The following is a 26,569-nucleotide window of genomic DNA, read 5'->3' as shown; positions in this document are numbered from 1 at the left end:
TGTCGGCGCCCTGAGCGGAACGGCGGCCTGCCGCGATGGCGGGCCGCCGCGAGCCGCCGTGGGGCGCCGTGGGGTGGTCAGCCGTTGTCGGCCGCCGTGTCGGTGTCCGCCTGGGCCGCCGCGCTCTCGGCGGCGTCCAGCTTCTGCTGCATGTCCTGGACCTGGGCGCTGTCGGCCGCACCGCCGTCCTGCTTGCCCGCGGACGAGCCGGCGGAGGTGCCGGACTGGCCGCCCGAGGGACCGCAGCCGGTGAGGAGAGCGGCTGCGGCCAGGGCCAGCGCCGCGATCGCGGCGGCCGGGCGGCGCGTCACTTGCCGGTCCCCTCGCCGTGGGCGGCGCACCAGGTCCCGACGGCCTTGAGGTCGGCCTGACGGGCCTGGAGGTTGGTGACGAGGGCCTTGCGGGCGGTCAGCCGGTTGTTGAGGTAGGTCTCGATCTCCGCGTGGCCGGCGGCCTTGGCCTCGCCGGCCCGCTGCTGCAGGCGGGCGACCGAGCCGACCACGGTGGCGTCGCCGTTGAGGCGCTCCAGCGCCTTGGTGATCCGCGCCTCCGTCTTGGGCAGCCGCTTGCAGATGCCCTTCGCGCCGTCGTTCTTCGGCGTCGCCGCTGCGGTCGGGGCGCCCGAGGGCGTGCCGTTACCCCCTCCCGCGTGGGCCGGCGCCGCGGTGAGCAGCGAGCCGGCGAGGGCAAGGGCTCCGAGGGCGGCGGCCCTGCGGCTGATGGACACGCGGTTGGCAGGCATGGAGCGTCCTTTCTCCGTTACGGGTCCCGGCACCGGCCGGACGCGCGTGGAGCGGCCGGCACCGGGAGGGTGGCCAGGAGCGTAGGACGGCTTCTTGTGGATTCCCTGTGGAACCGCCCGCAGGGGTGGCGGCCGGGGGCTGACGGCCGGGGAGACGGCAGCGGTGGGACGGCCGGGCGGCTCAGTGGTGCAGGCCCGAGATCCAGTCGCGGCCGGCCGGGAGCTCGACGGTCGGGGCGTCCGGTCGGGGCGAGGGCAGCCTGATCTCCATCCGGCAACCGTCACCGCCGGGCGGGGTCGTGATCCGTATCGTCCCGCGGTGCAACGCGACCTGCTGCGCGACCAGGGTGAGCCCGAGGCCCGAGCCGGGGCTGTCCCGGCGGCGGTGGAACCGGTGGAACACCGACTCCCGCTCGGCCGCCCCGATCCCGGGGCCGCGGTCGTCGACGGTGAGCAGCACGGCCCCGTCCTCGGCCGCGAGCCGCAGCGTGGCCTGCGCCGGTTCCCGCCCGGTGCGGCCGTGCACCGCCGCGTTGTCGAGCAGGTTGGCGAGCATGATCCTCAGTCCGGGCTCCCAGCCGAACACCCGCGTCTCGTCCGGGACGTCCGCCGTGAACGCGGCCTGCGGGTGACGGCGCGCGGCCTCGCGGACCGCCGCGTCGGCGGCCTCGGCGAGGTCCACCGACCGGAACGCGTCCAGCTGGACCAGGTCGCCCCGCGCCAGGGTGCTCAGCGCGGTGAGCAGGTCGAGCAGCCGGGCATGGTCGTCCCGCAACTCGGCGACGACCTCGGCCCGTTCAGCTGCGGGAAGGTCCGGGTGGGCGGCCAGCACGTCGAGATTGGTGCGCAGGCTCATCAGCGGGGTCCGCAGTTCGTGCGAGGCCGTGGACGAGAACGCGCGGGCCGTGTCGAGGGCCTGGGCGGTGCGCCGGGCCTGCTCGTCGTAGCGGGCGAGGAGGAGCGCGAGCGCGGCGGACAGCTCGTCGACCTCGGCCGTCCCGGTCCGCTCCGCCACGAAACCGTGCCCGGCCGGGCCACCGGGAGCGGCCGGACCGCCCGCGCCGTCCGGATCGCGCGTGCCGTCGCCCGGGCCACCGGGAGCAGCCGGTGCCGCGGGGTCGAGCGTGGCCGCGCGGCGGCTGAGCCGGCGCAACGGGACGGTCGCCCGCTCGGCGACCACGAACCCGATCAGCGCGGAGACCGGCGCGGAGATCAGCACCACCAGCAGTACCCGCCGACGGACGGCGGCCGTCTGGCTGTCCTCCTGCCCCGCCGGCGCCACCACCCACAGCGTGCCGGTGGCGCCGCCCGCCCCGGCGGCGACCCTGACGGTCAGCACCCGCCAGGCCCGGCCCTGGTCGTGCACGGTCGCCGGACCGCCCGGGAGGGTGGGGAACGCCAGCGGGTCGGCGGGTTGCGGGCCCACGGACAGCAGCACCGAGCCGTCCTCGCCGGCCACCCGCAGGCCCGAGTCCAGGGCCGCGTCCAGCACCTTCCGCTGCTGGGTCTGCTCGGCCTTCGGGCGGCCCTTGCTGTCGGCGGCGAGCAGGGCGCGGACGCCGGGGAGGACGGCGGCCGCCCGGTCGTTGATCCGAGTGTCCTGCTGGTGCCGCAGGTCCCGGCCGACCAGTGGCAGGAGCAGCAGCCCGGCCAGCACCACCAGGAGCGGGACCACGGCGCCCGCCCACAGCGCGATCCGGGTGGAGAGCCTCATGCCGGCACCGGCCCGTTGCCGCCGGGCACCCGCAGGACGAAGCCGACGCCCCGCACGGTGTGGAGCAGCCTGGGCCGCCCGCCCGCTTCGAGCTTGCGCCGCAGGTAGCTGACGAAGGTGTCGACGGCGTCGCTGCGGACGTCGAAGTCGTAGCCCCAGACCCGCTCCAGCAGCACCTCCCGGGAGAGCACCAGGCCGGCGTTGCGCGCGAGCTGGGTGAGCAGTTCGAACTCCCGTCGGGTGAGCCGGAGTTCCTCGCCGTCGAGGCTGGCCCGCCGGGTCGCCGGATCGATCGTCAGCGGGCCGGCCGTCACCCGGTCGTCCGGCTGCGGGGGGCGGCGGCGCAGCAGCGCGCGCAGCCGCAGCACCAGTTCCTCCAGCGCGAACGGCTTCACCAGGTAGTCGTCGGCCCCCGCCTGCAGCCCGGCGACCCGGTCGGCGGGCTCGTCCAGGGCCGAGAGCATCAGCACGGGAATGTCGTCGCCGCGCGCCCGCAGGGTGCGGCAGAGCTCGGCGCCGCTGATGCCGGGCATCGACACGTCGAGCACCAGGACGTCCGGCGCGGCGGTGGGCAGCCCGGCGAGCGCGGCCTCGCCGTCCTCGGCCAGGGTCACCGAGAAGCCGCTCAGCCGCAGGCCGCGCTCCAGGGTGCGCCGGATCGCCGCGTCGTCGTCCACCACCAGCACCCGGCCGCCGGGGCCGCCCACGGCCCCGGACCCGTTCCCGTTCATCGGCGCCTCCTCGTTTCCGGGCTGCCGACCCTCTCACACGCGTGCCACGGGCCGGTGCCGGGGGTGGGCGGCCTTCGCGGGTGGCCGGGCGCGAACCGGGCGGGAACCGGGCGCGAACCGGGCAGGGTGAACGCACAGGGCCTGGGCAGGGAGCCGGGCAGGGGGGCCGGGCAGGGAGCCGGTCCCCTCCCCGGGCCCAGGGGTCACCCCAGCCGTGCGTCGAACTCCAGCGACTCGACGAGCTCGCCGACCCGCCGCTCCGGCAGCCCCCTGGCGACGAACCACGCGCCGACGTTGCGCACGTCCCGCTCCAGGAACGAGCGACCGCGCGGGTTGGCGACCACGTCCACGATCTGCGGAACGTCGATGATCACCAGGCGCCCCTCGTGGACCAGGATGTTGTACGCCGACAAGTCCCCGTGCGCGTAGCCGTCGACGGCGAGCAGCGACAGGCTGCGGCCGAGCTGCTCCCACAGGTCGTCGACGTCCGCCTCCTCCGCGCGCAGCTGGGCGAGCCTCGGTGCGGCCCTGCCGCTCTCGTCGCCGACGAACTCCATGAGGATCTCCGTGCCCGTGATCTGCACCGGGTACGGGACGGCCACGCCGGCCGACCAGAGCCGGCACAGCGCCGTGAACTCGGCCGCGGCCCACTGCCCGGCGATGGCCTCCTTGCCGAAAGCCGTGCGCTTGGCCATCGCCCGGGTGACCCGGCTCTCCTTGTGCTGACGGCCCTCCAGGTACCCGGAGTCGCGGTGGAACATCCGGTGCTGGGCGTCGCGGTAGCGCTTGGCCGCCATCAGCGTGCGCCGGTCGGTGCCCGGCACGCCGCGCTCCAGCAGGAAGACGTCGGCCTCCTTGCCGGTCTTGACCATCCCGAGTTCGGTGTCGACGGCGGCGAGCTCCGTCACCACCCACGCGGGGCGCGGCTCGGGCCCCTTCTCGGTGGGCGTGGACTGGTCCCAGGTGGACCAGCGGTCGCCTTCGGCGGGGCCGTCGGCCACCGGTGCGGAGGCCGACCTCGCCGTGGGCGCCGCAGCAGGTGCCGACCCCGGGAACGCGGAGTCGCCGGATCCGAAGGCCGAGTCGGTCCCGAAGGCGTCGGAACGCTCGAAGGCCTCGAAGGTCTCGAAGGACTGGAAGGGCTCGAAGGGCTCGAAGGCCCCGGCGTGGGCGGGCGCGGGCTCGTAGTCGTCGAACCGCTCGGACCGGCGGCCGCGCCGGGGTGCGCCCTTGGGGCGGATACGGGAGAAGGAATCGCTGTCGGAAAAGCGCTCGCGCACTGCGGTGGCTCCTGAGGAACGGCCCACCGGTGCGCCGGATGCGACGCGTCGTCAGCCGGTGGGCGAATGACGGAAGAGAGAGGCGTATGGCGCGCACACGAAAGCGCGCCGCGAGATCGCGGCAACCACCGGTACACACCTCCTCTACGGCTCTACGTCAGTCCTCACGCGGCAAAAAGGAACCACGGCCACGGCATCAGCGCAGCGGAACGGCCACAGCCTAGCTCCTCCCAAGATCGGCGCAACCGAATTTCCCGCCGCCGCCCCCGCCCCCGTGACGGGCACGGAAGGCCCGCCCGCTGCGGGGCCTTCCGTGCCACGGCCGGGCCTCGTCAGTCGAGGCAGAACTCGTTGCCCTCGGGGTCGGTCATCACGATGTGGCCGGCGCCCAGCGGAGGAGCGGGCTCCTCGCGGTGCAGCCGCTTCGCCCCCAGCGCCACGAGGCGGTCGCACTCCGCCTCCAGCGCCGCCATCCGTTCCTCGCCCTGCAACCCGGGCGCCGCCCGGACGTCCAGGTGGACCCGGTTCTTGGCGACCTTGTCCTCCGGCACCTGCTGGAAGAAGACCCGCGGGCCGTGCCCGTCCGGGTCCTCGATCGCCGACCTCGTGTTGCGCTGCTCCTTCGGCACGCCGATCCGCGCGAGGAACTCGTCCCACGCGGCCAACGGGTCGGCGCCCTCCGGCAGGTCGACCCCGGGCGGGCCTGGGTGCACATAGCCCAGGGCGTCGCGCCAGAAGGACGACAGCGCCCGCGGGTCGTGGGCGTCGAAGGTGACCTGGATGTGGCGGCTCATCAGTCTGCTCCGTTCGTGGCGGAATTCGGGCGGAACCGCAGGCCGCGCGGGAGGCGGACCTCGGACGGCGAAGTGCCGCCAGGGTATCGCCGCCCTCTGACAAACCCCCGGCGGCGGCACGTCCCCGGGTACGGATCACCCGGGGTGGCGGATCTCGACGGCGTCGACCACCCCGCCGTTCGCGCGCACACCGGGCCCGGCGGGCCGTGCGGTCGCGTCGGCCCGGCCCGGCCGAGGCTGGACCGCGAAGGCGCGTTCTGCCCAGGCAAGTTGGCGGCTTCGTGGCTCTCCGGCAGCCGGGCGGCCACCGGCCCGCCCCGGTCGCGCCCGCCCCGCCCTCCCGGGGATCGGCGGTTGATGTTCAGGGGTTCCGGTCGGCCGCGGCGCCAGCGGCCCAGGCGAGCCCGATCACCACGGCGAGCGCCACGAGCACCAGGCCGAGCCCGATCGAGGTCCAGCCGCCGCTGGTCAGGCTGTCCAACTGCTCCTGGTAGGTGGTGTCGTGGGGTTCGGGCATGCCCTCGGTGACCGGCCCGGTGTTCCTGGCGTGGCAGATGTCGCCCGGCGCCATCGGCCGGCCGTAGCAGGTGGGCACCTCGGTCTGCAGTTTGCCGGCGCCGGAGAGGACCAGGCCGACGCCGCCGGCGAGCACCAGAAGCAGGATCACCACCGCCATGACCGTTGCGGCCCCCTCCTGGCACGGCCGCCGGGCCGGCGGCACCCCCGAGGCCTTCGACGCGTGGCGCACACCTGCCGGTTCCACCGCGCCCTGCGTCGTCGGCCGGGTCAACGGCCGGGCCGCGCACGCCCGGACCTTCGCCGGACGGCACGCCGGACCCGCGTCGCGCACTGCCGCCGGCCCGCCGGGTAGGCGATGATGATGACCGGATCGCCCGTCGGACCGGGCGCGGCTGCCCGTTGTCCCCGATCGTGCCTTCACCGGTTTCTGCCATCCCTCCAGGAAGCGAGACGTGACATGTCGGACCTGTTGAAGCGGCACCGGGCGGTCATGCCGAACTGGGTCGCCCTCTACTACGACGAGCCCCTCGAGATCGTCAGCGGCAAGGGCTGCCGCGTGCAGGACGCCCAGGGGAACAGCTACCTGGACTTCTTCGCCGGAATCCTCACCAACATGCTCGGATACGACGTTCCCGAGGTTCAGGAGGCGGTGAACCGGCAGCTCAGGTCGGGGGTCGTGCACACGTCGACGCTCTACCTGATCCGTTCCCAGGTGGAACTGGCCGAGAAGATCGCCGCCCTCTCCGGGATCGACAACCCGAAGGTGTTCTTCACCAACTCCGGCACCGAGGCGAACGAGACGGCGCTCCTGCTGGCCACCCACGCACGCGGTTCCGACCAGGTGCTGGCCATGCGCAACAGCTACCACGGCCGTTCGTACGCCGCGACGGCGGTCACCGGGAACCGGAGCTGGAAGAACTCCTCGCTCTCCCCCCTGAACGTCCACTACCTGCACGGCACCGACCGCGACCGGTTCCCGGGGATGTCCGACGAGGAGTACGCGCGGTTCTGCGTCGAGGACCTGACCAGCGTGCTCGACTCGGCCACGGCCGGCGGCGTCGCCTGCCTCATCATCGAACCGGTCCAGGGCGTCGGCGGCTTCACCGCCGTGCCCGACGGGCTGATCGGGGAGTTCAAGAAGACCCTCGACGAGCACGGCATCCTGCTGATCTCGGACGAGGTCCAGACGGGGTGGGGCCGCACCGGCGAGACCTTCTGGGGAATCCAGGCACACGGGGTGACGCCCGACGCCATGACCTTCGCCAAGGGGCTGGGCAACGGCTTCGCGATCGGCGGCGTCGTCGCGAGGGGCGAACTCCTGGACGCCCTGCCGGCCAACGGCATCTCGACCTTCGGCGGGAACCCCCTCTCGACGGCGGCGGCCCACGCCACGCTCGACTACCTGCTCAGCCACGACCTCCAGGCCCAGGCACACCGGCTCGGCACGAAGATGATCACGGAGCTCCGCAGGGCCGCCGAAGGCCTGCCCGTCGTCGGGGCCGTGCGGGGCAAGGGCCTCATGTTCGCCGTCGACCTGGTCGACCCGGCCACCGGCGAGCCCTCGCCGGCCATCGCCGGCCGTGTGATGGAGGAGACCAGGGCGCGCGGCCTGCTGATCGGGAAGGGCGGCCTCCACGGCAACACGCTGCGCATGGCCCCGCCCCTCACCCTGAGCGAGGCCGAGGCCGAGGAGGGCCTGGCCGCCCTGGTCCAGGCCCTGGAGGCGGTGGCACGGGAACGCCGCGCGGACCAGGGGTAGGGCCCGCGGCCGGGGGGTCCGCCCCCGGCCGCCCGGGCGGCTCAGCCGTGGGCCGCCCGGCCGTCGGCGGCGATCGCCGTCAGGCCCTTCTCGGTCGGGCCGTAGAGCCGCCCGCCGCCCGCCCAGTAGGGCACGGGGGTCGCCGTGCCGCCGCTGGGTTGGAAGTCGAAGGTCCAGCGCGGTGCGCCGGTGGCCGGGTCCAGTGCCCAGACCTTCCCGTGGACCCAGATGTAGAGGGTCCCGTCCGCGCAGTGCGCCGCCATGTCCTGGAGCGCGCCCGCCGGCAGGGAGCCCGACCAGCGGACGGCACCGGTCCTGGCGTCGAAGGCCTGGACCACCGTGCGGGCCTTCGCGTAGTGCGCCCCCACGGCGTAGACGGTGGCGCCGTCGGGGCTCGCCACCGCCCCCTTGAAGGCCCACTCCCCCGCGGACTGCCAGGCCACCTTCCCGTTCGCCGGGTCGACCGCGTAGAGCCGGTCACCCAGGTAGAGGAAGTAGCCGCCGGCCGAGCTGTGCTGACCGTCCGCGAAGAAGGGCAGGCTGGCGATGAGGGCCCCGCTGCCGGGAGCCAACTGCTCCCAGACGCTCTTGCCGGCGTCGCCGGCGTCGAGGCCCTCCAGCTTCCCCGTCTTCTTGTACGTGTTGAGGTCGATGCCGTACGTCTCCCACAGCAGGCGGGTCCCGGAGGAGGGGATGGAGAGCCTGGTGTTCTCCGTCACCCCCTTCGGGCGCACGAGCTGCCACCGGAGCTGACGCGTCGCCGGATCCACCGCCCACACGAAGCTCCCGCTGTAGGCGACCGGGGCCTTCGGGTCGGGGAGGGGGAAGGTGCCGAAAGCCTCGCCGTGGACGTAGACGAGGTTGTCGAGGAGTCCCACCACCGAGGCGGAGCGGGAGATCCGCAGGTCCGGCCGGTTGAAGGTCCAGGCGACGGTTCCGGTCACGAGGTCGACGGCCTTGAAGACGTACGTCAGGTCGGTCGGGCTGCCGTACCCCATCACGTAGGCCATGCCCCCGGCGGCCGCCACCGGGCAGTCGCCGATGCCGACCCCGGCCGGTGCGGAGTAGTTGGCCAGCGGTCCCCACCGGGGCTTCCCCGCGCGGTCGAACGCCCAGACCCCCTTCATCCCGGCGGCGACGACGGTGTCGCCGTCCCCGGTCACCGCGATCAGCGACTCGTCCACCGGCGTCGTCCAGAGCGGGGTCGCCAGGACGTCCGTATCCAGCGAGCGCGTGTAGTCGGTCGGGTCCGCCGCCGGGGTCGGGGGCGGGCTGCCGGATCCCGTCCCGGGCCCGTTGGCGGCCGGTGACTTCTCGCGGTCGCCCCTACGGCTGAGGAAGAGGGCGGTGCCGCTGCCGGCCGCGGCCACCGCCCCGCCGGCCAGGCCGAGCAGCAGCTTGCGGCGGCCGGGCCGGGGCGGCGGTGCGGGCGTGCCCCGGCCGAGCAGCAGCGTCTGCTGCCCCGTCGGCACTTCGGACGGGGGCTCCGGACGGTGCGGCCCATCCGGCCCCGGGGGCATGGCCGGCGGGGGTGGCGTGGCCAACGGAGGTAGCAGGGGCGCGGCGGCCGGCGGCGGGGCCATCACCGCCGCCGCCTCCTCGATCGCCGCGACCAGCGCCGGGTGCAGCCAGGTCCCCGGCACCAGCGGCCCCACCCCCTGGGACGCGGCGAGCTGTTGCGGCGTCGGCCGCTCACCGGGGGCCTTGGCCAGACAGGCCGCGACCAGCAGCCGCGCCCCGCCCGGCACCGCGGCGAGATCCGGTTCCTCGCTCACCACCTTGCGCAGGATCTCCAGCGGATGCCCGCCGTCGAACGGGCCGGTCCCGCCGGTGGCGGCGAAGGCCAGGGTCGAGCCGAGCGAGAACACGTCGCTCGCCGCGCCGGCCCGCTCCCCCATCGCCTGCTCCGGCGACATGAAGGCGGGTGTGCCGAAGATCGCGCCCTCGGCGGTCAGCGCGGTGCCGTCCGCCGCCCGCGCGATGCCGAAGTCGATGACGTGCGGCCCGTCCAGCGCCAGCAGCACGTTGCTCGGCTTGAGGTCCCGGTGGGTCAGCCCGGCGGCGTGGATGTTCCTCAGCTCCTCGGCGATCCCGGCGGCGAGGATGCGCAGCACGTGCTCGGGGAACGCGCCGACCAGCCGGACCGCCTCGTCCAGCGCGACCCCCGGTACGAAGGCGGTCGCCATCCAGGGCATGGGCGCGTCGGGGTCGGCGTCCACGACCGGGGCGGTGAACGCCGAGGAGGCCGCCCTGGCCGCCGACACCTCGGCCCGGAACCGGGCGCGGAACAACTGGTCGCCGGCCAGTTCGGCCCGGACCAGCTTCACCGCGACGGTCCGCCCGCCGGCCGACCGGCCGAGGTAGACCACCCCCATGCCCCCGGCACCCAGCCGGCCGAGCAGGGCGTACGAACCGATCCTGGTGGGATCGGTGGATTCCAGCGGGCGCATGCTCAGGACCCCTTCGCGGGCAGGGAGGTGATCGTCTGGGTGCTCGTGTCGGAGACGCAGAGCCGTCCGGCGCCGGCCGTCCAGGCCAGCTTCGTCGTGTCCTTGCCCTTCAGTCCGGAGTACTTCCAGCGGGCCTTGCCGGTCGCCGGGTCGAGGGCCCAGAGCACGGCGTCCGCGCCCATCCGGTAGAGGTTGCCGTCGGCGCAGAGGATGCGGGAGCCGATGGCGGCGCTCTCCTGGGAGTCGAGCGGGAGCGGGGCCCGCCAGCCGGCGCGGCCGTTCGACGGGTCCAGCGTGCCCACCGAGTATCCGCCGTCCGTGTCGCTCCTGAGGACGTACAGAACGCTGCCGTCCTCGCTGGTGGGAAAGCCGTCACCGCGATGGGCGGCCCCGACGACGCCGCTCGCCGTCCACGCCGGACTGCCGGTGTCCGGGTCCAGGGCGGTCAGCGTGCCGTCCTTGTCAGGAGCGAGGGCGTACTTCCCGACGGTTCCGAGGCCCAACGCCGCGAGCCTGCGCTCCCAGGCGACCTCGCCCTTCGCGTCCAGGGCCTTCAGCTGGTCGAGGTTGGAGACCACGACCCGGCCGCCCGGCAGCAGCGCCGTATGGACCAGCGTCGTGTCCTCGCCATGGAACCAGAGGCTCCGGCGGGCGGCGAGGTCCACCGCCCAGATGTGGGTGCCTCCGGGGACCAGCCCCCGGTCCTTGCCGTCGCCGACGCCGAGCAGGTAGGCCTTGCCGTCCCGGATGCCGGCGAAGGAGACCGCGCCCAGCGCGTTCTTCTGGTTCTGCGCCACCCTCCAGTCGAGCCTCCCGTCGGCGAGGGAGAAGCTCAGGAGTTCGGGCGCCGACGACGTCCCCCCGGAGACGTAGAGCCGGCCGCCGTCCAGCCCGGCGACGGGCCGCGGGGTGTTCGGGTCGATCGCGAAGACACCACCCACGGCGGTGCCGTCCACCGTCCACCTGTTCCGGCCGGCGTCGTCCATACCCCAGATCTTCTGGATGGCGACGCAGACCACCACACCGTCCGCGGAGAGCACCTGCGGGCAGGGGTTCGCGAGGGTCACCTGCCAGCCCGGCTTCGCCTCGGGCACGTCCGCGCCGGACGGGCGCACGAGGGCGGTCGGCGTGCCGCTCGAAGCGCCCGCCGTGGCCGCGCCGGTTGTCCCACTGCCGCCGCGGTCGTCCAACAGAGCGATCGTGGTGGCGGCCCCGGCCGCCGCGAGCACACCGCCGCCGACGCCCAACAGCACGGCCCGGCGGCTCGGGCGGCGGCCGGGTGCCGCGTCCCGGGTCGGCCGGTCAGCGGGGTATGGCGGTAATGGTGGCGGGTTCCCCTGCGGGACCTCCGCCGGACCGGCGGGAGGGTCCGGCACGGGCTCGGGCAGCGCGGTCAGCACGCCCCGGACGACGAGCACGTCCTCGACGACGGCCGGCGGGAGCCAGCCGGCCGCCGGATCCGGGCGGCCGATCCGCTCCACCAGCTCGACGAGCTGACGCGGCGAGGGGCGGTGCTGCGGGTTCTTGGCCAGGCAGCCGGCGACCAGGTGCCGGATGCCGTCCGGCAGCCCGCTCAGGTCCGGTTCGGTGTTCACCACGCGGAACAGCACCGCCGCCCCGGCGCCCTCGCCGAACAGCCGGCTGCCGAGTGCCGCGTAGGCGACCGTCGAGCCGAGCGAGAACACGTCGCTCGCCGGGGTCAGCGGCTCCCCCAACGCCTGTTCCGGCGACATGTACGGCGCCGAGCCGATGACCGCGCCCGTCGTGGTCAGCCCGGTGCCGTCGGCCGCCCGCGAGATGCCGAAGTCGATGACGTGCGGCCCGTCCAGCGCCAGCAGCACGTTGCCCGGTTTGAGGTCGCGATGGATCAGCCCGGCGCGGTGCACCTCCGCCAGCGCCTCCGCCAGCCCGGCCGCCAGCGTCCGCACGGTCTCCTCGGGCAGCGGGCCGTGCCGGGCCACCGCCTGCTGGAGCGGGACGCCGGCCACGAACGCGGTCGCCATCCAGGGCGTCGCGGCCTCGGTGTCGGCGTCCACCAGCGGCGCGGTGAACGCCCCGGAGACCCGGCGCGCCGCCGCGACCTCCTGCCGGAAACGCGAGCGGAAGGACCCGTCCTCGGCCAGCTCCGGCCGCACCACCTTGACCGCGACGGCCCGCCCGCCCGCCGACCGCCCCAGGTACACCGCACCCATGCCGCCGGCCCCGAGACGCCCCATGAGCGCGTACGGGCCGACGTGCCGCGGGTCCGCGGCCACGAGTTGCTCCAACGCCTCCCCCTCCCGTGAGCCTCACAGGCTAGGGGGTACGCGGCGTACCTGACAGGCAGTCATCCGGTTTCCCCCAAGACCCCCCTGTTCCCGTGAAACACCCCGGGGTCGCTTCGGGGCCTCCGCGGTGTCACCGGGGGGCCTCCGCGAGGTCGCCCCGGAGTCTCAGCGACCCGCCGCCGGTGCGCGCGGGCCCTCCCGCGGAACGGCGGCTCCGGCCCCGTCCCGGCCCCTCCGCACAGGGCGCGAGCCGCACGCCGTCCCGTTCCGCCGTTCCAGGCGCGAACGTTCGTGCAGGTCAGAGGCCACGAAACGTTCCAGCGTCCCGGATCGGCGGCCGGGCCTGGAAGACGGGACGGTCCCCGGGGCACGGTGGTGCCCAGCGAGACCACAGCATGCGTCACACCGCACCAGAGACAACGGGGGAACTCCCATGGCCACCTTCCGCAGCCGCACCACCGCCCTGGCAGCCCTGAGCGCCGCCGCACTCGTCCTGACCCTCACCGCCTGCGACGGCAACGGGGGCGGGGACGGCGGCAAGGGCGGAGGCGGTGCCGCGGGCTCTGCCGACACCCGGGCCGCCGCACCGGCCTCCACCCAGGCGCAGCCGGCGCCGGGCGCCAAGGCCACCCAGGGAACGGGTGCCGCACAGGGCGCGAACGCCTCGCAGGGCGCCAAGGCGGGAGCGGGCGCCGGTGGCGCGCAGACCGCCGGCGGCGCGTCGGCCCCGGCGGCAGCGGCCGGCACGCCCCTGTGCGCCGTCAAGGACCTGGCCATCAGCGCCGTCTTCCAGGACGGGCCGCCCTACACCCACATCGTCCTGACGGCGAAGAACACCACCGGCCACGACTGCCGGCTCAGCGACCACCCGCAGATCCGGTTCCTCGAGAGCCACCGCGAGGACGTCCCCGCGATCGCCAAGAGCAGGCCCGCCGCCCCCGTCGTCCTCACCCCCGGCGCTCCCGCGTACGCACTCGTCAGGCTCTCCGACGGGAAGGCCCACGAGGACAACGAGCCCGTGACCGCGTTCTCCGTCAGCCTCGCCGGGGTCGGCGGCCAGGCCACCGTCAAGGCGCCGGGCAGCGGAGGCATGGCCGTGGACCCTGCCGTCTGGGCCACCGGCTACTGGACGCCCGAGCTGCGCAACGGCGCCGACGAGTTCTGACCGGGCCCACGGAGGCCCCGGGCCGGCTCAGAAGCCCGTCGTGTCGAGTTCGAGCGCCAGCGGGGGCGGCAGTTGCAGCGGGGTGCCGAACGGATGCGGCCCTTCCACCCGGGTGTAGCCGAGCTGGCCCGGCTGCGAGAGCAGCGTGCACGTGCGTTCCTGACGGTCCACCAGCAGGTACACCGGGGCGCCGAACTGCGAGTATCGGCGCCGCTTGGCCGTCCGGTCCGTGTCGCCGTTGGACGGGGACGTCACCTCGACGACCAGGACGGTCTGGTCCGGCAGCAGCGCCCCTTCGGTCTTGGCCAGCTCGGCGGGCACCACGGCCAGGTCCGGCACGTAGAAGTTCTCCGTGCCGGGCAGGTCGAGGTTCCCCGAGCCGGCGCGGAGACCGAGCTCCCGCATCCGGGGCCCGATCTGCTCGCGGATCAGGTCGACGGCGGTCTCATGGGCCCAGGAAGGCGACACGGGGGTGATGACTCCCTCGACGATCTCGACGCGGTCACCCGCGATGTGCTGAATCGCGTACTTCAGGGCCTGCTCCGGATTCGGCACCCTGCTGTAGTCACCCGGGCCGGCATGCGCTGTGCTCACGTGCTGCTCTCCTGTCCGGATTTCAAGCCTCGGACGGACCGGTGACAGGTGTTCCGAGGCGACCATCGGCGCCTCGTAACGTTACTAGGGCCGCCCCGCTACTGGCGCCCCGCGGACGTTCGTGGAGGGGTGTTGGGTCGGGCCGCATATTCGTCGGTGAGGACGGTGCAGCTGCAGTAGTCGCCTGTGCACGGGGTGCCGGTCTCGGCGCCGTAGGGGCCGAGACCGGCCATGAGGCGGAGCACCTCCGCACGCTCCGGCGCACCGAGGACGGGGGGCGTCCCCGAGGACGGCAACTGCTGCCAGACGGCCGGATCATCGACCACGTCACCGATGACCTGCGCGTCGATGAACAAGGTGTAGAGGGGATGCTCGGGAAAGTCGTTGAGCCGCAGGACCCACCAGCGTCCTTCGACCCGGGCCGCGTAGCAGAAGACACCTGTGCCGGTGTCGTGCCACGTGGCATCCGGGGGCATCGCGGGGAGAGGTCGGTAGTTCGGCACGGGCCCATCCTGTCGGGTGTGGCGCCGGACCGCCATGGTCGTCGGCTGTGTGCTCCGGCCAGGCGGTGGGGACGGCGGTGGCGGTGGGGACGGTAAGGCGGTGGGGACGGCGGTGGCGGTGGTGCTCGTTCGGCTTCTGGCAGCGGGTCCGGCGCGCGGCCGTGGCTACGCCCTCGGCGACGACTACCGCCACCCCTACGGCTGCGGCTACGCCGGCTCGACGCTGAGCTGGGCGCCCAGTTCGCGGAAGCCGAGGGCGAGTGCCGCCCGGCGGGAGGCCGGTACGCGGGCGCGCCATTGCGGCAGCAGGCCGGCCGCGAGGGCGTCGGCCGTCGTCGCGGAGCCCGTCGCGCGGGCCAGTCCCCGCCCGCGGTGCCGTGGCGCCGTGAGCACGCTGATGTGGGCGGTGCCGCGCGGCCAGGTCCGGTATCCGGCGGCGGCGATCACCTCATCTCCCTCCCGGACGACGAAGGCCGGTGAGGTGATCTCGTCCAGGCCGGCCTCCCCCGCCTCCTCGTCCCCCGCCAGCTTCTCCAGGCTCCGCAGCTCCGGGTGCTCGCCCGGCAGTTGTGCCACCGCCGGTGCACCGGGCGGGACGGGACGGAAGCCGTCCGGAGCCGCGTACGCCAGTGCGGCGGGCCCAAGCAGCCGGGCCACCGGCAGCACCTCGCGCACCGCGTCGGCGTCGGTGACCGCCCCGACCGGCAGCTTCGCCAGCGCGTCACGAACGATCCGGGCAGTGTCCTCCCCCGGCGCGGTCACGATCGCCGCGTCACCCAGGACCACGATGCCGACCCAGCCGGCCGGGCAGAGCCGGGACCGCGGCGAGACGGCGACGCTCACGCCCCCCGTCGGCGCGAACGACACCGGCGCCGAGGCCAGTTCCTCCCACAGCCCGCGGGCCCTGACCATCAAGGGATCTGTTGCCATGAACCAGATCCTGCCTGCCCGCCCGCCCGGTGACCAGGGCGGCTGGGGCACACCCAAAATCGATTGCGCGGGCGTCCCCGCAGCTGTAGACCATGTGACATGCTACTGGCTTCCAAGATCGCCCTCCGGGCCCGGCACGACAGCGACGTCCCCGTCCTCCAGGCGGAACTGTACGACGACGTCGCCACCCGCTCCCGGGCCGACTCCCGCCCCTGGCGGCCCATTTCGCCGGGATCCGCCGAATCCCCCTACGCCGTGGCCGCGCCCTCCGACGAAGCGGCCTGCTTCTCGGTCGTCGAGCTCCCGTCGGGCGAGCTCGCCGGTGAGGCGCTGCTGTGGGGCATCGACACCCACAACCGCACCGCCCACCTCGGCATCGCGCTGCGCCCCGCCTTCCGTGGCCGCGGCCTGGCGCGCGAGGTGGTCGGCACCCTCTGCCACTACGGGTTCACCGTGCGCGGACTGCACCGGCTCCAGGTGGACACCCTCGCGGACAACGCCCCGATGATCGCCGCCGCGACCGGCGCGGGCTTCGTCCTCGAAGGCACCCTGCGGCGCTCCGCCTGGACGTACGGGGCCCACAGCGACGAGGTCGTCCTCGGCCTGCTCGCCGAGGAGTGGACCCCGGGGCACTGAGGTCCGCCCGGCGAGCGACCACGCGCGACATGCCCGGACAAGGGGCCGGGCGTACCCGTGCAGACGGCTCGGCGTGCCCGCGCAGGACGTGGGCGCAGGACGTGCGCATGGACGTGCACATGGGCGCGCGCATGGACGTGCGCGTGGGCGTCCGGAGCCGGTTCGCACCGCCTCCGCGGGGTCCGCGCCCCCCGGGCCGACCGGGCGGGTGGTGCGGGCGATTGTGGGGGTCTACCGCATCCGCCGCCTGATCGACGGGCCGATTCTGCAGCTTCGGACAAACCCGCCCGTCGCCCGCACGGAGTACGATCACGCGTTGTCGGCATCATCTTCCTAAGGAGACTTCTCGTGGCTCAGGTCGCACTCAAGGGCAACCCGGTCCAGGTCAACGGCACCCTGCCCGCCCCGGGCAGCCAGGCTCCGGCGTTCACCCTGGTCGGCGGCGATCTGGCGGACACGTCGCTGAAGACGTTCGCCGGCAAGCGCAAGGTCCTCAACATCTTCCCGAGCGTCGACACCCCCACCTGCGCGACCTCGGTGCGCACGTTCAACGCGGCCGCCGCGGAGCTCGCGAACACCGTGGTGCTCTGCATCTCCGCCGACCTGCCGTTCGCGCAGGCCCGCTTCTGCGGTGCCGAGGGCCTGGACAACGTGAAGAGCCTGTCCACCCTGCGCGGCCGCGAGTTCCACGCCGACTACGGTGTGGCGATCGCGGACGGCGCGCTGGCCGGCCTGACCGCCCGCGCCGTCGTCGTGCTGGACGAGAACGACACCGTCCTGCACGCCGAGCTCGTCAACGAGATCTCGCAGGAGCCGAACTACGAGGCCGCCCTGGCCGCCCTGAAGTAAGCGCGTCGCCGGCGGCGGGGTGCTGGTCAACAGGGGCCGGACGGCCCCGACCGGCACCCCGCCGCCGTTGCCACTGCCGTAGCACCCATCTCCGTTACACCCCACCGCCGTTACGCCCTGCCGTCCTTGCACCGGGGCCGAGCGGGTACACCGCAGCGTGCGTCCGGATCAGGCCCCTTGCTTCGCGGACCCGCCCTCGGCCTCACGGAACTGGCGGGCGAGGCCGGCCAGCTCGGTGGTGGCCCGGTGGAAGGCGGCGCGGGCCCCGGGGGTGGTCATCCGGTCGGGATAGCCGCCCGTGAAGCCGCCCAGGGTCTCCAACAGGGCTGCGGCCGCCGCCAGGAGGGCCGGCTCGTCGGCCAGGACGACCCGCCCGCTGCGGCCCCGTCCCGGGGCGACCACGGTGTCGCGCAACGCCTTCTCGACCTCGCGCACCGCATCGGTGACCGCCTTCAGTTCCGCGTCCATCCCGGCTCCCGTTCGTGGATCGACCTGTCACGTCCCGGCGATTGTTCCCAGCCGCCGTGCGGATCCATGCGCGCGCGGAACCGGTTCTTCCCGAGCTGCGCTGCGCGGCCTCGGCGCCCTCCGCGCAGGAGCGTGAGCGGAGTTGATCGATTGACTCCCCGCATGGTCATCTTCGTCCAGCCTTCCCCGGTCCGTGAGCGTCCGACCCGGCTAGACTCGGGACATGCTCAAAGCCGACCGCGCCGCCCGCATCCTCTCGCACGTCACCGAAGCGGGGAGCGCCGACGTCCACGCGCTCGCCGAACTGCTGGACGTCTCCACCGCGACAGTGCGCCGCGATCTTCAGGAGCTCCACGAACAGGGGCTGCTGCACCGCACCCGCGGCGGTGCGGTGACCGGGTCGGTCAACCTCGAACTGCCGCTGCGCCACCGGAGCGAGAAGCAGCGGGAGGAGAAGCGCCGGATCGCCCACGCCGCGGCCGAACTCGTGCCGGACGGTGCGGTGGTGGGCCTCAGCGGCGGCACGACCACCAGTGAGCTCGCCCGGGTGCTCGCGGAGCGCAGCGGTCTCACCGTCGTGACCAATGCGGTGAACATCGCCGCGGACCTCATCGTCCGCCCCGAGGTGCGGCTGGTGGTGATCGGCGGGATCGCCCGCACGGCCAGCTACGAGCTGGTGGGCCCGGCCGCCGACCGGATGCTCTCGCAGTACCACCTGGACATCGCCTTCATCGGGGTGGACGGCCTGACGGCGGAGGAGGGCTGCACGACGCACGACGAGATGGAGGCCCAGACCGACCGGGCGTTCCTGCGCAGCAGTGCGCGCTCGGTCGTCCTGGCCGACAGCACGAAGGCCGGGAAGGTCACCTTCGCGCGCATCTGCCCGCTCTCCGACGTCCACGACCTGGTCACGGACGACGGCCTCCCGGACGAGCAGCAGAAGGCGTTCGCCAACTGCGGGGTCACGGTCCGCCGGGCCTGAGCACGGGCCCGGGCGGCTCCCCGGGCACCGCGCTCGCCCCGAGGTCCGGCGGCTTCGGGCTTCGGGCTTCGAGCCTCGGGCGTCGGACCTCAGGACGCAGGCAGGCTACGGACTTCAGGCGTCAGGCTTCGAGCCCCAGGCTCCAGGCCTCAGGCCCCAGGCCTCAGGCCTTGACGCCGCCCGCCGTCAGGTCGGTGCGCCAGAACCGCTGCAGCATCAGGAAGGCGACGACCAGCGGAACCACGGAGACCAGCGAGCCGGTGACCACCAGGTTGTACGGGGTGTGGTCCTTGAGGCCGTTCCAGTAGTAGAGGCCGAGGTTGACCGGCCAGAGCTTCTGGTCGGAGAGGGTGACCAGGGGTAGGAAGAAGTTGTTCCAGATGGTGGTGAACTGGAACAGGAAGACGGTCACCAGCGCCGGCGAGAAGATCCGCAGGACCACCGTGAAGAAGATCCGGAACTCCCCCGCGCCGTCCATCCGGGCGGCCTCCAGGATCTCGTCCGGGACGGACGCGGCGGCGTAGATCCGGCAGAGGTAGACGCCGAACGGGCTGATCATGCTGGGCAGCAGGACCGCCCAGACGGTGTTGACCAGGTGGGCCTTGGACAGGAGCAGGTAGACCGGCAGGGCGAGCAGCGGCGCCGGGACCAGTACGGCGGCAAGGATCGTGTTGAACACCGCCTCGCGGCCCCGGAAGCGGTACTTGCTGAGCGCGTAGCCGGCCATCGCCGCGAGCAGCGTCGCGGCCGCGGCGCCGACCCCGGCGTACAGCACGGTGTTGAGCAGCCAGCGGAAGTAGAGGCCGTCGTTGGCGGTGGCCAGGTCGTGCAGGTTGCCGCCGAGGTGGAAGGTGGAGAACCAGAAGCCGTCGCTGCCGAACAGGTCGCTGCTGCTCTTGGTGGAGGCCACCAGCAGCCACCAGGCGGGCAGCAGGAAGTAGGCGGAGAGCACGAACAGGACGGCCGTGCCGAGGACGTTGGGCCGCGGCCGGCGGGCGGGGCGGGACGGGCGGGCGGTCCCGGCGGGGCGGTCCCCGGCCGGACCGGCGGTCGAGCGGCGGCGGAGGTCGACGGTGCTCATGCGGTCACCCGGTTTCCGGTGATGCGCACCGAGAGGCGCAGGAAGGTGAAGGACAGGACGCAGGTGGCGAGCGCCAGCAGGACGGCGATCGCCGCCGCCTTGCCGTAGTCGTTGTTGCCGAAGGCCGCGTTGTACGCCGCCATGTTGGGGGTGTAGTCGGCGGAGACGGTCGACGCCAGCGAGTGCAGGACCATCGGCTCGGTGAAGAGCTGGAGGGTGCCGATGATGGAGAAGATCCCGGTCAGCACCAGGGCGGGTGCCACCAGGGGGATCTTGATGTGCCAGGCGATCCGCCAGGGGCCTGCGCCGTCGAGGTCGGCGGCCTCGTAGAGGTCGCTGGGGATGGCCTGCAGGGCGGAGAGGATGACCAGCATGTTGTAGCCGGTCCACGTCCAGGTGACGATGTTGGCCATCGACCACAGGACGGTGTCCGGGGAGAGGAAGTCGACGTCGATGCCGATGTCCTTGAGGCCGGCGACGAGGGGGCTGGTGCCGGGCACGTAGAGGAACGCCCAGAGGATGGTGGCCACGACGCCGGGGATCGCGTACGGAAGGAAGTAGGCGAGCCGGAAGAACTTCCGCAGCCGGGTGCCCTTGGCGTCGATCAGCAGGGCGAGGCCGAGGGCCAGTCCGAGCATCAGGGGGACCTGGACGGCGCCGAACAGCAGGACCCGCCCGATGCCGGCGACGAACGAGCCGTCGCCCAGGGCCGCGGCGTAGTTGTCGAACCCGGAGAACACCGTCCTGGCCGGGCCGAAGCCGAGACCGGAGCGCTCGATCCGAAAGAGGCTCTGCCAGACCGCGTACCCGATGGGCAGCAGGAACAGGGCGGTGAAGAGCAGTCCGAAAGGGAGCAGGAAGCCGAGGGCCGCGCGGTTGCGGGCCGGCCCCCGTCGGGCGGTGGTGGCCTTCGGGCCGGTGTGGCCCGTCACCACCGGGGTTGCTGCGCTCATCTGGGGTTCTCTCTCGTGCTGGCGGTCGGTCGGTCCGCCGGTCGGTGCGTTGCTCGGTGCGTGGCTCGGTGCGTTGCTCGGTGCCGGGTGGGGGGGGGGCGCGCCGGCCGCGGGGCCCGCGCCGCCCCCCGTGCGGGGGCCCCCGGGGTGGGCGGCGCCCCCCAGGCCGTCAAACCCACGACCCGCGAGTTGTTTGAGGGGGCCGGGGCGGGGGGGGGGGGGGGGGGGGGGGGGGGGGGGGGGGGCGCCGGCGCGGCCCGGGCCGCCCCCCCCCCCCACGGTCCGGGTCAGCCGGTGGTGGCCGTCAGCCCCTTGGCCTTCATCGCCTCGACCGTCTTGTTCTGGACGGTGCCGAGGGCGGCGGTCAGGTCGCCGTGGGCGGCGACGGCCGCGCCGAAGGCGTCGGTGAGGTCACTGGAGGTCTGGGTCATGGTCGGGCCCCAACTCCACTTGGGGGCCTGCGCCGCGGACTGCTTGAAGACGTCGAAGATCGGCTGGTTGCCGAAGTACGCGCTGGGCTTGGCCAGGGCCGGCGCCGAGGTTCCGCTGGTGGACGCCGGGTAGATGCCGGCCTTGTCCACGAGCGTGCCGACGGCGGCGGCGTCCGTGCTCATCCAGTTGGCGAACTGCAGTGCCGCCGCGGCGTTCTTGCAGCCCTTGACGACCGCGGTGGACGAGCCGCCGTCGTTGCCGACCGACTTGGTGCCGTCCTGCCACTGCGGCATCGGGGCGACCGCCCACTTGCCGGACGCCTGCGCTGCGTTCTGTTCGAGGATGGAGGAGAACCAGACCGGGCCGGGGTAGGCGGCGAGCGTGCCGTCCTGCAGGTCCTTGTAGAGGTCGGGGCTGAAGCCCTGCTCGGACTTGACCAGGCCCTTGTTGATCAGACCCTGCCAGTACGAAGCGACCTTGGCGGTGCCCGGGTCGCTCGCGAGCGAGACCTTCCAGCCCTTGCTGTCGGTACCGAACCAGCTGCCGCCGGCCTGGGCGGACATCCCGGCGAACCACCACGGGTCGTCCGGGTTGAAGACGCTCAGGTAGCCGTTCGGGTTGGCGGAGTGCACCTTGGCGGCGTCGGCGGCGAACTCCTCCCAGGTCGCCTGCGGCTTCAGGCCGTACTGCGCGTACAGGTCGGTGCGGTAGTAGAGCGCCATCGGGCCCATGTCCACCGGGATGCCGTACACCTGGCCGCCGACCTTCACCGAGTTCCAGGCGCCCTCGCCGAAGCCCGACTGGTACTTTCCGGCCTCGCCGCTGACGTCCTGGACGGCGCCCTCCACGACGAAGCTGGGCAGCGACTCGTAGCCGACCTGGGCGAGACAGGGCGCGTTGCCGGCCTTCACGGCCGCGAAGATCTTGGCGTAGCCGCCCTTGCTGCCGGACACGATCTTCTCGAACTTGACCCGGACGTCCGTGTGCGTCGCGTTGAACTGGGCCGCCGCCTCCTCGTAGCCCGGAGCCCAGCCCCAGAAGGTGACCTCGGCGGTCCCGCCGGCCTTCGCCGCGCCGTCGCCGCCGGAGCCGCCCGATCCGCAGGCGGCGACGGCGGTGAGCAGCGGCAGCACCGCGGCGGCGGCCAGCAGGCGGGTGGGGATTCTTGTCTTGGCCATGGATCTGTTCCTTCGGATGCTGGGGGAAGCTGTTCGGGTCTGCCCGCAACTCTGCTCTCGGGTGTTTATTTCTGAGCAGTATTGTTCAGATGCGAGCATCTGCCTAGAGAGGGCGAGACACGAAGCGGTCTCGGTTTCGACACGGCCCGCGGCCCGGTGGACGGGGCCGGTGGGTGGGGGACGGAAGATGGTGGACGGGGGGACCGGGGCTGTCAGCCGAGGTCCGGGCCGGGGCGCAGCTCCACGGCCGGGTCGGCGCAGCGGTCGAGTTCGAGGACGGTGACCTCGTTCGTCCCGCTGCGCAGGACCGGCCAGGGCAGGTAGAGCGTCCGCTGCGGTCCGCGGTCCCAGTAGCGGCCGAGCAGGAAGCCGTTGACCCAGACGTAGCCCTTGGTCCAGCCGGGCAGCGCGAGGTGGCCGTCGGCCGGCTCGGCGACCTCGAAGGTGCCGCGGTGGAAGGTCGGGGCGGGCCCGCCGGGCGCCGTTCCCTCCGCCGCCCGGGCCGTCTCCCAGGGCAGCCGGTCGGGGGTTCCGTCGGCCAGCGGCATCGGGTCGGCGGTCCAGCCGTGCAGGAACTGCTGGGTGTGCAGGACGGCGGCGACGCCCTTGCGGTCGCCGGTCGCGGCGCCGTAGTTGACCCGGCCCATTGACTCGACGAGAAGCTCCAGCCGGGCCTCCCGGCCGAGCACCGCGACCTTGAGCGGTTCGTGCTCCACGTCGCGTTCCAGGGTGGCGAGGTGGACGCCGTCGACGTGGACGTGGGCCCGGTCCGCGAGCCCCTGGACCGTGAGCGGGTGGTCCGCCCGGGGGCCCGGGATGGTGCCCCGGTAGCGCACCAGGCCGTGCTGGAGGCCGAGCTCCTCGAAGGAGAGCGGCACCGCGGAGTGGACCGCCCCGGTGGAGAGGTGGTCGACGACGTCGGACAGCGGCAGCGACCGGTCGAGCTCCACCCGGCGCGGTGCGAGCAGGGGCGGGAGCTCCTCCGGCTCCGGCACGGCGCCGTCCGCGTACGCCGACAGCACCTCGCGGAACGCCCAGAACTTGGCGGTGGGGGCGCCGCGTTCGTCCAGTGGCGCGTCGTAGTCGTAGGAGGTGACGGTCGGCAGGTAGCCCTCGCCGGTGCGGGGGTCGTCGGTGTTGGCGCCGGCCCAGGTGCCGAAGTTGGTTCCGCCGTGGGCCATGTAGAGGTTGACGGAGGCCCCGGCGGCCAGGATCTCCTCCAGGGTCCCGGCGGCGTCCTCGGCGGAGCGGGTGGTGTGCGGCTTGCCCCAGTGGTCGAACCAGCCGTTCCAGAACTCCATGCACATCGGCGGGTCCTGCGGGCGGTGCCTGCGCAGCTCGGCGAAGGCCTCGCCGGCGCGGCTGCCGAAGTTGACGGTGGCCAGGTGGCCGGGGAGGGTGCCGCCGGTGAGGAAGAAGTCCTCCGGGCCGTCGGAGGTGCAGAGGGGGACGTCGATCCCGCGGGCGCGCAGGCCCTCGGCGAGGTGGGCGAGGTAGCCGCGGTCGGTGCCGTAGGAGCCGTACTCGTTCTCGATCTGGACCATCAGGACGTTGCCGCCGCGGGTGGTCTGATGCTCGGCGAGGAGCGGGATCAGCGTGTCGTACCAGCGGTCGACGTGGGCCAGGTAGCGCGGGTCGCCGGTGCGCAGGGGCAGGCTCCGGTCGGCCAGCAGCCACCAGGGCAGGCCGCCGTTCTCCCATTCGGCGCAGATGTAGGGGCTCGGGCGGACGATCGCGTGGAGTCCGGCGTCGGCGGCGGCGCGGAGGAAGGCCCCGAGGTCGGCCCGGCCGGTGAAGTCGTAGGAGCCGGGGCTCGGTTCGTGCAGGTTCCACGGGACGTACGTCTCCACGGTGTTCAGGCCCATCGCGCGGAGCATCCGCAGGTGGCCGGGCCACTGCTCGGGCAGGCTGCGGAAGTAGTGCAGGGCGCCCGAGAGGAGGCGCAGCGGGCGTCCGTCGAGTGTGAAGCCGGTCGGGGAGATCTGGAGCATGCGGCCCTCGGGGTTCGGTGGTGACGACAGGTGCGGTGGTGGCGGGAAGTGCGGTGGTTGCCGGCGGGCTCGGTGCTTGCCGACAGACGCGGCGAATGCCTAGACATGACGCGTTGAGGCTTGATTCAAGCAGCTTCGCGCAGATTGGGGAACCTAGATTGCAGATTTCTGATCGAAGGTGTTGACATTTGTGTGTTCCGGGGCCGGATACTGCAGGCCGCTGCACCCGACGCCGGGACCGGCCCCGCCGCCGGCTCCCGCCCCAGCGAAGGAGACCCCCATGTCCGCCCCACCCCGCAGAGCACTCGCCGCCGCGCTCTCCACGGCGCTCCTGGCGCTGAACGCGAGCCTGGCCGTACCGGCCTCGGCCGCACCGCCCGCCGCCCCCACCGCGCTGCCCGCCGCCGCATCCGCCGGCTACACGGTGAACGTCGGCACTCCCGTCGCCTACAAGCACCCCACCGACACCCCCGCCGTCCCCTACACCGACAAGGACGGCACCTTCTACTTCCAGCAGTCCGCCGCCCTGTACGGCGCGACCGAAGCACGGTACTGGGACTTCTTCACCGGCCGGGACTTCGACTCCGCCACCCGGTCGAGCGCGATCAGCGACGCCGTCAACCCGGCCAACGCGAACGACCGGAACAACGACACCACCTGGCGCTGCAACAACAGCCCCACCGGCCGCACCGCGAGCTACGCGCCCGCCGGCTCGTCGTACGCCCAGAAGAACTACTGCGACCTCTCCGGCGTCTGGGTCGACCCGGACACCGGCCGCTGGTACGGGCTGGTGCACAACGAGTTCACGCCGCAACCCTTCGGCGACGGCCTCCACTTCGACGCGATCGACTACGCGGTCTCCTCCGACCAGGGCCGGACGTGGACCATCGAGGACCACGTCATCACCTCGCCGTACAGCACCGCGCGGGGTGACGACGCGGCCTTCCCGAACCAGACCTTCCACTACGGCGACGGTGACCAGCGGCTGTTCGTCGACACCGCCTCGGGCTACTTCTACGTCTTCTACGGCTCGCGGGTCGTCGAGAAGGGCGACGGCTGGAAGGCCTTCCACGAGCACGTGGCCCGGGCGCCGATCTCCGAGAAGATGGCGCCCGGCTCGTGGCAGAAGTGGTACGACGGCGCCTGGTCCCAGCCCGGCGTGGGCGGCCGGGAGAGCAACATGGTGCCCGCCGACCCCGCCCACCCGACCGGCTACACCCCGGCCTCCGCCGACTACGACCCGGCCAACCCCGGGACCGTCGCCCAGCAGGTCGCGGCCGGCACGATGCCCCCGACCTCGCCCCTGTTCGTCATGGACATCACCTACAACGCCTACCTGGGGCTCTACATCGGCGAACCCCAGGCGGTCGACCAGAGCGGTGCGGCGCCCCAGCAGTACTACGCGACCGCCGACCTCTCCACCCAGAAGTGGGTCCCGATCGGCGACACCGACAAGTACCACACCGCGTCCTGGTACCGCTGGTTCCTCGACGGCGCCAACCGGACCAGCTCCGCGATCGTCGGCCGGTCCTTCCGCTCGTACTGCGCTTTCGGCTGCTCGGGCAACGCGTCCGGCGAGTACGTGGACGTGACGATCGGCAGCTCCGCGCCCGCCGCTCCCCCGGTCGACCTCGGCCGGACCTACCGGATCGGCAACGCCGACGGCCGGGTGCTCGCCCAGGTCGCCGGCGGCTCCACCACCACCTCGGTGGCGGCCGCGACGGGATCGGCACTGGAGTCCTGGAGCTTCACGGCCAACGGCGACGGCTCCTACCGGATCGCCAACGCCTCCACCGGCCTGCTGCTCGGCGTCGACTCCACCGCCGTCGCCGGCCGGGCCTGGGGCGCCCGCCCCACCGTCACCGCCGCCGGCACCGGCGGGCCCGGCGTCGGCCAGCAGTGGTTCGTCGTCCCCGGGAGCTCCTCCGCCGGGGCCGCCACCGGCGCGTTCAAGCTGGTCAACCGCTACAGCGGTCTCGTCCTCGGACTCTCCTCGGCGAGCGGCCGCCCCGCCGAGACCACCCCCGTCCGGAGCTGGACCGACACCAGCGGCAACCCCGTCGGCGGTGCCCGCACCGCCGCCGAGCAGACCCTCACCTTCACCGCCACCGGCACCGTCCCCGACCCGCCGCTGGACGGCACCCACACGCTCACGGCCTCCGGCAAGGCCCTGGACGACCCCGGTCACTCCACCGCCCGGGGCACCCAGCTGGTCACCTGGACGGCCAACGGCGGCGCCAACCAGAACTGGGTCCTCACCCGGCAGGCCGACGGCGGCTACCAGATCGCCAACGGCGAGTCGGGGCTCTGCATGGACGTCAGCGGCGGCTCCAAGGCGGCCGGCGCCAAGGTGATCCAGTGGCCCTGCACCGGCGGCGCAAACCAGCGCTGGCGGATCACCCCGGCCCCCGGCGGCTACCGGATCGCCTCGGACGGCGGCCTGCTGCTCACCACCGCGTCCACCGCGGACGGGGCCAAGGTCACCCAGCAGGCCGACACCGGCTCGGCGCTCCAGCTCTGGGCGATCGGCTGACGGCAGGCAGCCCCGAGT

23 protein-coding genes are annotated in these 26,569 nt (G+C 73.5%); 6 read left to right on the top strand and 17 right to left on the bottom strand.

Annotated features, from left to right (window positions below; translation table 11 throughout):
• Window positions 1–77 precede the first annotated feature (77 nt).
• The 7 genes from ACFC1F_RS27385 to ACFC1F_RS27355 all read right to left on the bottom strand — a co-directional run bounded on the left by ACFC1F_RS27385 (window position 78) and on the right by ACFC1F_RS27355 (window position 5,931).
• Entirely contained in the window at window positions 78–311 is a 234-nt protein-coding gene (locus tag ACFC1F_RS27385; protein WP_376162185.1) for a hypothetical protein, read from the bottom strand.
• Window positions 308–742, bottom strand: coding sequence for a hypothetical protein (locus tag ACFC1F_RS27380; protein ID WP_376162183.1), 435 nt, complete (start codon window positions 740–742; stop codon window positions 308–310). The genes ACFC1F_RS27385 and ACFC1F_RS27380 overlap by 4 nt, the downstream gene beginning before the upstream one ends.
• Before the next feature lie 181 nt (window positions 743–923).
• Window positions 924–2,456 (bottom strand): sensor histidine kinase, encoded by a 1,533-nt coding sequence (locus ACFC1F_RS27375; protein ID WP_376162181.1) that lies wholly within the window; start codon window positions 2,454–2,456, stop codon window positions 924–926.
• A complete protein-coding gene (locus ACFC1F_RS27370) occupies window positions 2,453–3,187 on the bottom strand; it encodes a response regulator transcription factor (protein WP_376162179.1) in 735 nt (244 codons plus the stop codon). The genes ACFC1F_RS27375 and ACFC1F_RS27370 overlap by 4 nt, the downstream gene beginning before the upstream one ends.
• A gap of 203 nt (window positions 3,188–3,390) precedes the next feature.
• Entirely contained in the window at window positions 3,391–4,467 is a 1,077-nt protein-coding gene (locus tag ACFC1F_RS27365; protein WP_376162177.1) for a serine protein kinase RIO, read from the bottom strand.
• Between the two features lie 332 nt (window positions 4,468–4,799).
• Window positions 4,800–5,261 carry a VOC family protein gene (locus ACFC1F_RS27360; protein ID WP_376162175.1) on the bottom strand — a complete coding sequence of 154 codons (462 nt, stop codon included), beginning with the start codon at window positions 5,259–5,261 and terminating at the stop codon, window positions 4,800–4,802.
• Between the two features lie 361 nt (window positions 5,262–5,622).
• Window positions 5,623–5,931: a hypothetical protein gene (locus ACFC1F_RS27355; protein ID WP_209415963.1), complete on the bottom strand. Its 309-nt coding sequence runs from the start codon at window positions 5,929–5,931 to the stop codon at window positions 5,623–5,625.
• A gap of 306 nt (window positions 5,932–6,237) precedes the next feature.
• On the opposite strand from ACFC1F_RS27355, the gene ACFC1F_RS27350 reads away from it, so the two are divergent.
• A complete protein-coding gene (locus ACFC1F_RS27350) occupies window positions 6,238–7,539 on the top strand; it encodes an aspartate aminotransferase family protein (RefSeq protein WP_376162172.1) in 1,302 nt (433 codons plus the stop codon).
• 41 nt (window positions 7,540–7,580) lie between these two features.
• Here ACFC1F_RS27350 and ACFC1F_RS27345 read toward each other — a convergent pair whose 3' ends face one another.
• Together ACFC1F_RS27345 and ACFC1F_RS27340 are read right to left on the bottom strand one after the other, a co-directional pair.
• Window positions 7,581–9,989: a PQQ-binding-like beta-propeller repeat protein gene (locus tag ACFC1F_RS27345; protein WP_376162170.1), complete on the bottom strand. Its 2,409-nt coding sequence runs from the start codon at window positions 9,987–9,989 to the stop codon at window positions 7,581–7,583.
• Between the two features lie 2 nt (window positions 9,990–9,991).
• Window positions 9,992–12,256, bottom strand: coding sequence for a PQQ-binding-like beta-propeller repeat protein (locus ACFC1F_RS27340; RefSeq protein ID WP_376162168.1), 2,265 nt, complete (start codon window positions 12,254–12,256; stop codon window positions 9,992–9,994).
• 433 nt (window positions 12,257–12,689) lie between these two features.
• On the opposite strand from ACFC1F_RS27340, the gene ACFC1F_RS27335 reads away from it, so the two are divergent.
• On the top strand, window positions 12,690–13,421 hold the full coding sequence (locus ACFC1F_RS27335) for a DUF4232 domain-containing protein (RefSeq protein ID WP_376162166.1): 732 nt from the start codon (window positions 12,690–12,692) through the stop codon (window positions 13,419–13,421).
• 27 nt (window positions 13,422–13,448) lie between these two features.
• On the opposite strand, the gene ACFC1F_RS27330 is transcribed toward ACFC1F_RS27335, so the two are convergent.
• The 3 genes from ACFC1F_RS27330 to ACFC1F_RS27320 form a co-directional block, all read right to left on the bottom strand.
• Window positions 13,449–14,015 (bottom strand): Uma2 family endonuclease, encoded by a 567-nt coding sequence (locus tag ACFC1F_RS27330; protein ID WP_241681563.1) that lies wholly within the window; start codon window positions 14,013–14,015, stop codon window positions 13,449–13,451.
• A 98-nt stretch (window positions 14,016–14,113) separates the two neighbouring features.
• Entirely contained in the window at window positions 14,114–14,518 is a 405-nt protein-coding gene (locus ACFC1F_RS27325; protein ID WP_376162164.1) for a hypothetical protein, read from the bottom strand.
• A gap of 207 nt (window positions 14,519–14,725) precedes the next feature.
• The gene (locus tag ACFC1F_RS27320) at window positions 14,726–15,448 is read right to left on the bottom strand and encodes a GNAT family N-acetyltransferase (RefSeq protein ID WP_376162162.1); all 723 of its coding nucleotides are present in this window, start codon (window positions 15,446–15,448) and stop codon (window positions 14,726–14,728) included.
• 99 nt (window positions 15,449–15,547) lie between these two features.
• Between ACFC1F_RS27320 and ACFC1F_RS27315 the strand changes: the two genes are divergently transcribed.
• Both ACFC1F_RS27315 and tpx read left to right on the top strand, forming a co-directional pair.
• The gene (locus tag ACFC1F_RS27315; protein ID WP_376162160.1) at window positions 15,548–16,084 is read left to right on the top strand and encodes a GNAT family N-acetyltransferase; all 537 of its coding nucleotides are present in this window, start codon (window positions 15,548–15,550) and stop codon (window positions 16,082–16,084) included.
• Window positions 16,085–16,432: 348 nt separating this feature from the next.
• Window positions 16,433–16,933, top strand: coding sequence for a thiol peroxidase (gene tpx, locus ACFC1F_RS27310; RefSeq protein ID WP_209415972.1), 501 nt, complete (start codon window positions 16,433–16,435; stop codon window positions 16,931–16,933).
• Between the two features lie 168 nt (window positions 16,934–17,101).
• Here the strand turns inward: tpx and ACFC1F_RS27305 are convergent, their stop codons facing one another.
• Window positions 17,102–17,401: a hypothetical protein gene (locus ACFC1F_RS27305; RefSeq protein WP_209415973.1), complete on the bottom strand. Its 300-nt coding sequence runs from the start codon at window positions 17,399–17,401 to the stop codon at window positions 17,102–17,104.
• Window positions 17,402–17,624: 223 nt separating this feature from the next.
• Between ACFC1F_RS27305 and ACFC1F_RS27300 the strand changes: the two genes are divergently transcribed.
• Window positions 17,625–18,383, top strand: coding sequence for a DeoR/GlpR family DNA-binding transcription regulator (locus tag ACFC1F_RS27300; protein ID WP_376162157.1), 759 nt, complete (start codon window positions 17,625–17,627; stop codon window positions 18,381–18,383).
• Between the two features lie 163 nt (window positions 18,384–18,546).
• Here ACFC1F_RS27300 and ACFC1F_RS27295 read toward each other — a convergent pair whose 3' ends face one another.
• The 4 genes from ACFC1F_RS27295 to ACFC1F_RS27280 form a co-directional block, all read right to left on the bottom strand.
• A complete protein-coding gene (locus ACFC1F_RS27295; RefSeq protein WP_376162155.1) occupies window positions 18,547–19,464 on the bottom strand; it encodes a carbohydrate ABC transporter permease in 918 nt (305 codons plus the stop codon).
• Window positions 19,461–20,417 carry a carbohydrate ABC transporter permease gene (locus ACFC1F_RS27290; protein ID WP_376162153.1) on the bottom strand — a complete coding sequence of 319 codons (957 nt, stop codon included), beginning with the start codon at window positions 20,415–20,417 and terminating at the stop codon, window positions 19,461–19,463. Before ACFC1F_RS27290 ends, ACFC1F_RS27295 begins: the two co-directional genes overlap by 4 nt.
• Window positions 20,418–20,704: 287 nt before the next feature.
• Entirely contained in the window at window positions 20,705–22,027 is a 1,323-nt protein-coding gene (locus tag ACFC1F_RS27285; RefSeq protein WP_376162151.1) for an extracellular solute-binding protein, read from the bottom strand.
• A gap of 212 nt (window positions 22,028–22,239) precedes the next feature.
• On the bottom strand, window positions 22,240–24,018 hold the full coding sequence (locus ACFC1F_RS27280) for a beta-galactosidase family protein (RefSeq protein ID WP_376162149.1): 1,779 nt from the start codon (window positions 24,016–24,018) through the stop codon (window positions 22,240–22,242).
• A gap of 280 nt (window positions 24,019–24,298) precedes the next feature.
• Between ACFC1F_RS27280 and ACFC1F_RS27275 the strand changes: the two genes are divergently transcribed.
• Window positions 24,299–26,551: an RICIN domain-containing protein gene (locus ACFC1F_RS27275; RefSeq protein ID WP_376162147.1), complete on the top strand. Its 2,253-nt coding sequence runs from the start codon at window positions 24,299–24,301 to the stop codon at window positions 26,549–26,551.
• Window positions 26,552–26,569 lie beyond the last annotated feature (18 nt).

The sequence above is a fragment of the Kitasatospora sp. NPDC056181 genome, assembly GCF_042266225.1.
In the GTDB taxonomy this organism is placed as follows: domain Bacteria; phylum Actinomycetota; class Actinomycetes; order Streptomycetales; family Streptomycetaceae; genus Kitasatospora.
The sequence above is the reverse complement of the archived record's forward strand: the minus strand, read 5'-3'. Positions and strand labels throughout refer to the sequence as shown.

What these genes read in the sequence shown, in the direction of transcription:
- ACFC1F_RS27290 (WP_376162153.1), bottom strand. Translation starts at nt 20,417, where the DNA reads ATGAGCGCAGCAACCCCGGTGGTGACGGGCCACACCGGCCCGAAGGCC.
- ACFC1F_RS27295 (WP_376162155.1), bottom strand. Translation starts at nt 19,464, where the DNA reads ATGAGCACCGTCGACCTCCGCCGCCGCTCGACCGCCGGTCCGGCCGGG.
- ACFC1F_RS27280 (WP_376162149.1), bottom strand. Translation starts at nt 24,018, where the DNA reads ATGCTCCAGATCTCCCCGACCGGCTTCACACTCGACGGACGCCCGCTG.
- ACFC1F_RS27300 (WP_376162157.1), top strand. Translation starts at nt 17,625, where the DNA reads ATGCTCAAAGCCGACCGCGCCGCCCGCATCCTCTCGCACGTCACCGAA.
- ACFC1F_RS27370 (WP_376162179.1), bottom strand. Translation starts at nt 3,187, where the DNA reads ATGAACGGGAACGGGTCCGGGGCCGTGGGCGGCCCCGGCGGCCGGGTG.
- ACFC1F_RS27360 (WP_376162175.1), bottom strand. Translation starts at nt 5,261, where the DNA reads ATGAGCCGCCACATCCAGGTCACCTTCGACGCCCACGACCCGCGGGCG.
- ACFC1F_RS27315 (WP_376162160.1), top strand. Translation starts at nt 15,548, where the DNA reads ATGCTACTGGCTTCCAAGATCGCCCTCCGGGCCCGGCACGACAGCGAC.
- ACFC1F_RS27380 (WP_376162183.1), bottom strand. Translation starts at nt 742, where the DNA reads ATGCCTGCCAACCGCGTGTCCATCAGCCGCAGGGCCGCCGCCCTCGGA.
- ACFC1F_RS27305 (WP_209415973.1), bottom strand. Translation starts at nt 17,401, where the DNA reads ATGGACGCGGAACTGAAGGCGGTCACCGATGCGGTGCGCGAGGTCGAG.
- ACFC1F_RS27375 (WP_376162181.1), bottom strand. Translation starts at nt 2,456, where the DNA reads ATGAGGCTCTCCACCCGGATCGCGCTGTGGGCGGGCGCCGTGGTCCCG.
- ACFC1F_RS27350 (WP_376162172.1), top strand. Translation starts at nt 6,238, where the DNA reads ATGTCGGACCTGTTGAAGCGGCACCGGGCGGTCATGCCGAACTGGGTC.
- ACFC1F_RS27345 (WP_376162170.1), bottom strand. Translation starts at nt 9,989, where the DNA reads ATGCGCCCGCTGGAATCCACCGATCCCACCAGGATCGGTTCGTACGCC.
- ACFC1F_RS27275 (WP_376162147.1), top strand. Translation starts at nt 24,299, where the DNA reads ATGTCCGCCCCACCCCGCAGAGCACTCGCCGCCGCGCTCTCCACGGCG.
- ACFC1F_RS27285 (WP_376162151.1), bottom strand. Translation starts at nt 22,027, where the DNA reads ATGGCCAAGACAAGAATCCCCACCCGCCTGCTGGCCGCCGCCGCGGTG.
- ACFC1F_RS27320 (WP_376162162.1), bottom strand. Translation starts at nt 15,448, where the DNA reads ATGGCAACAGATCCCTTGATGGTCAGGGCCCGCGGGCTGTGGGAGGAA.
- ACFC1F_RS27335 (WP_376162166.1), top strand. Translation starts at nt 12,690, where the DNA reads ATGGCCACCTTCCGCAGCCGCACCACCGCCCTGGCAGCCCTGAGCGCC.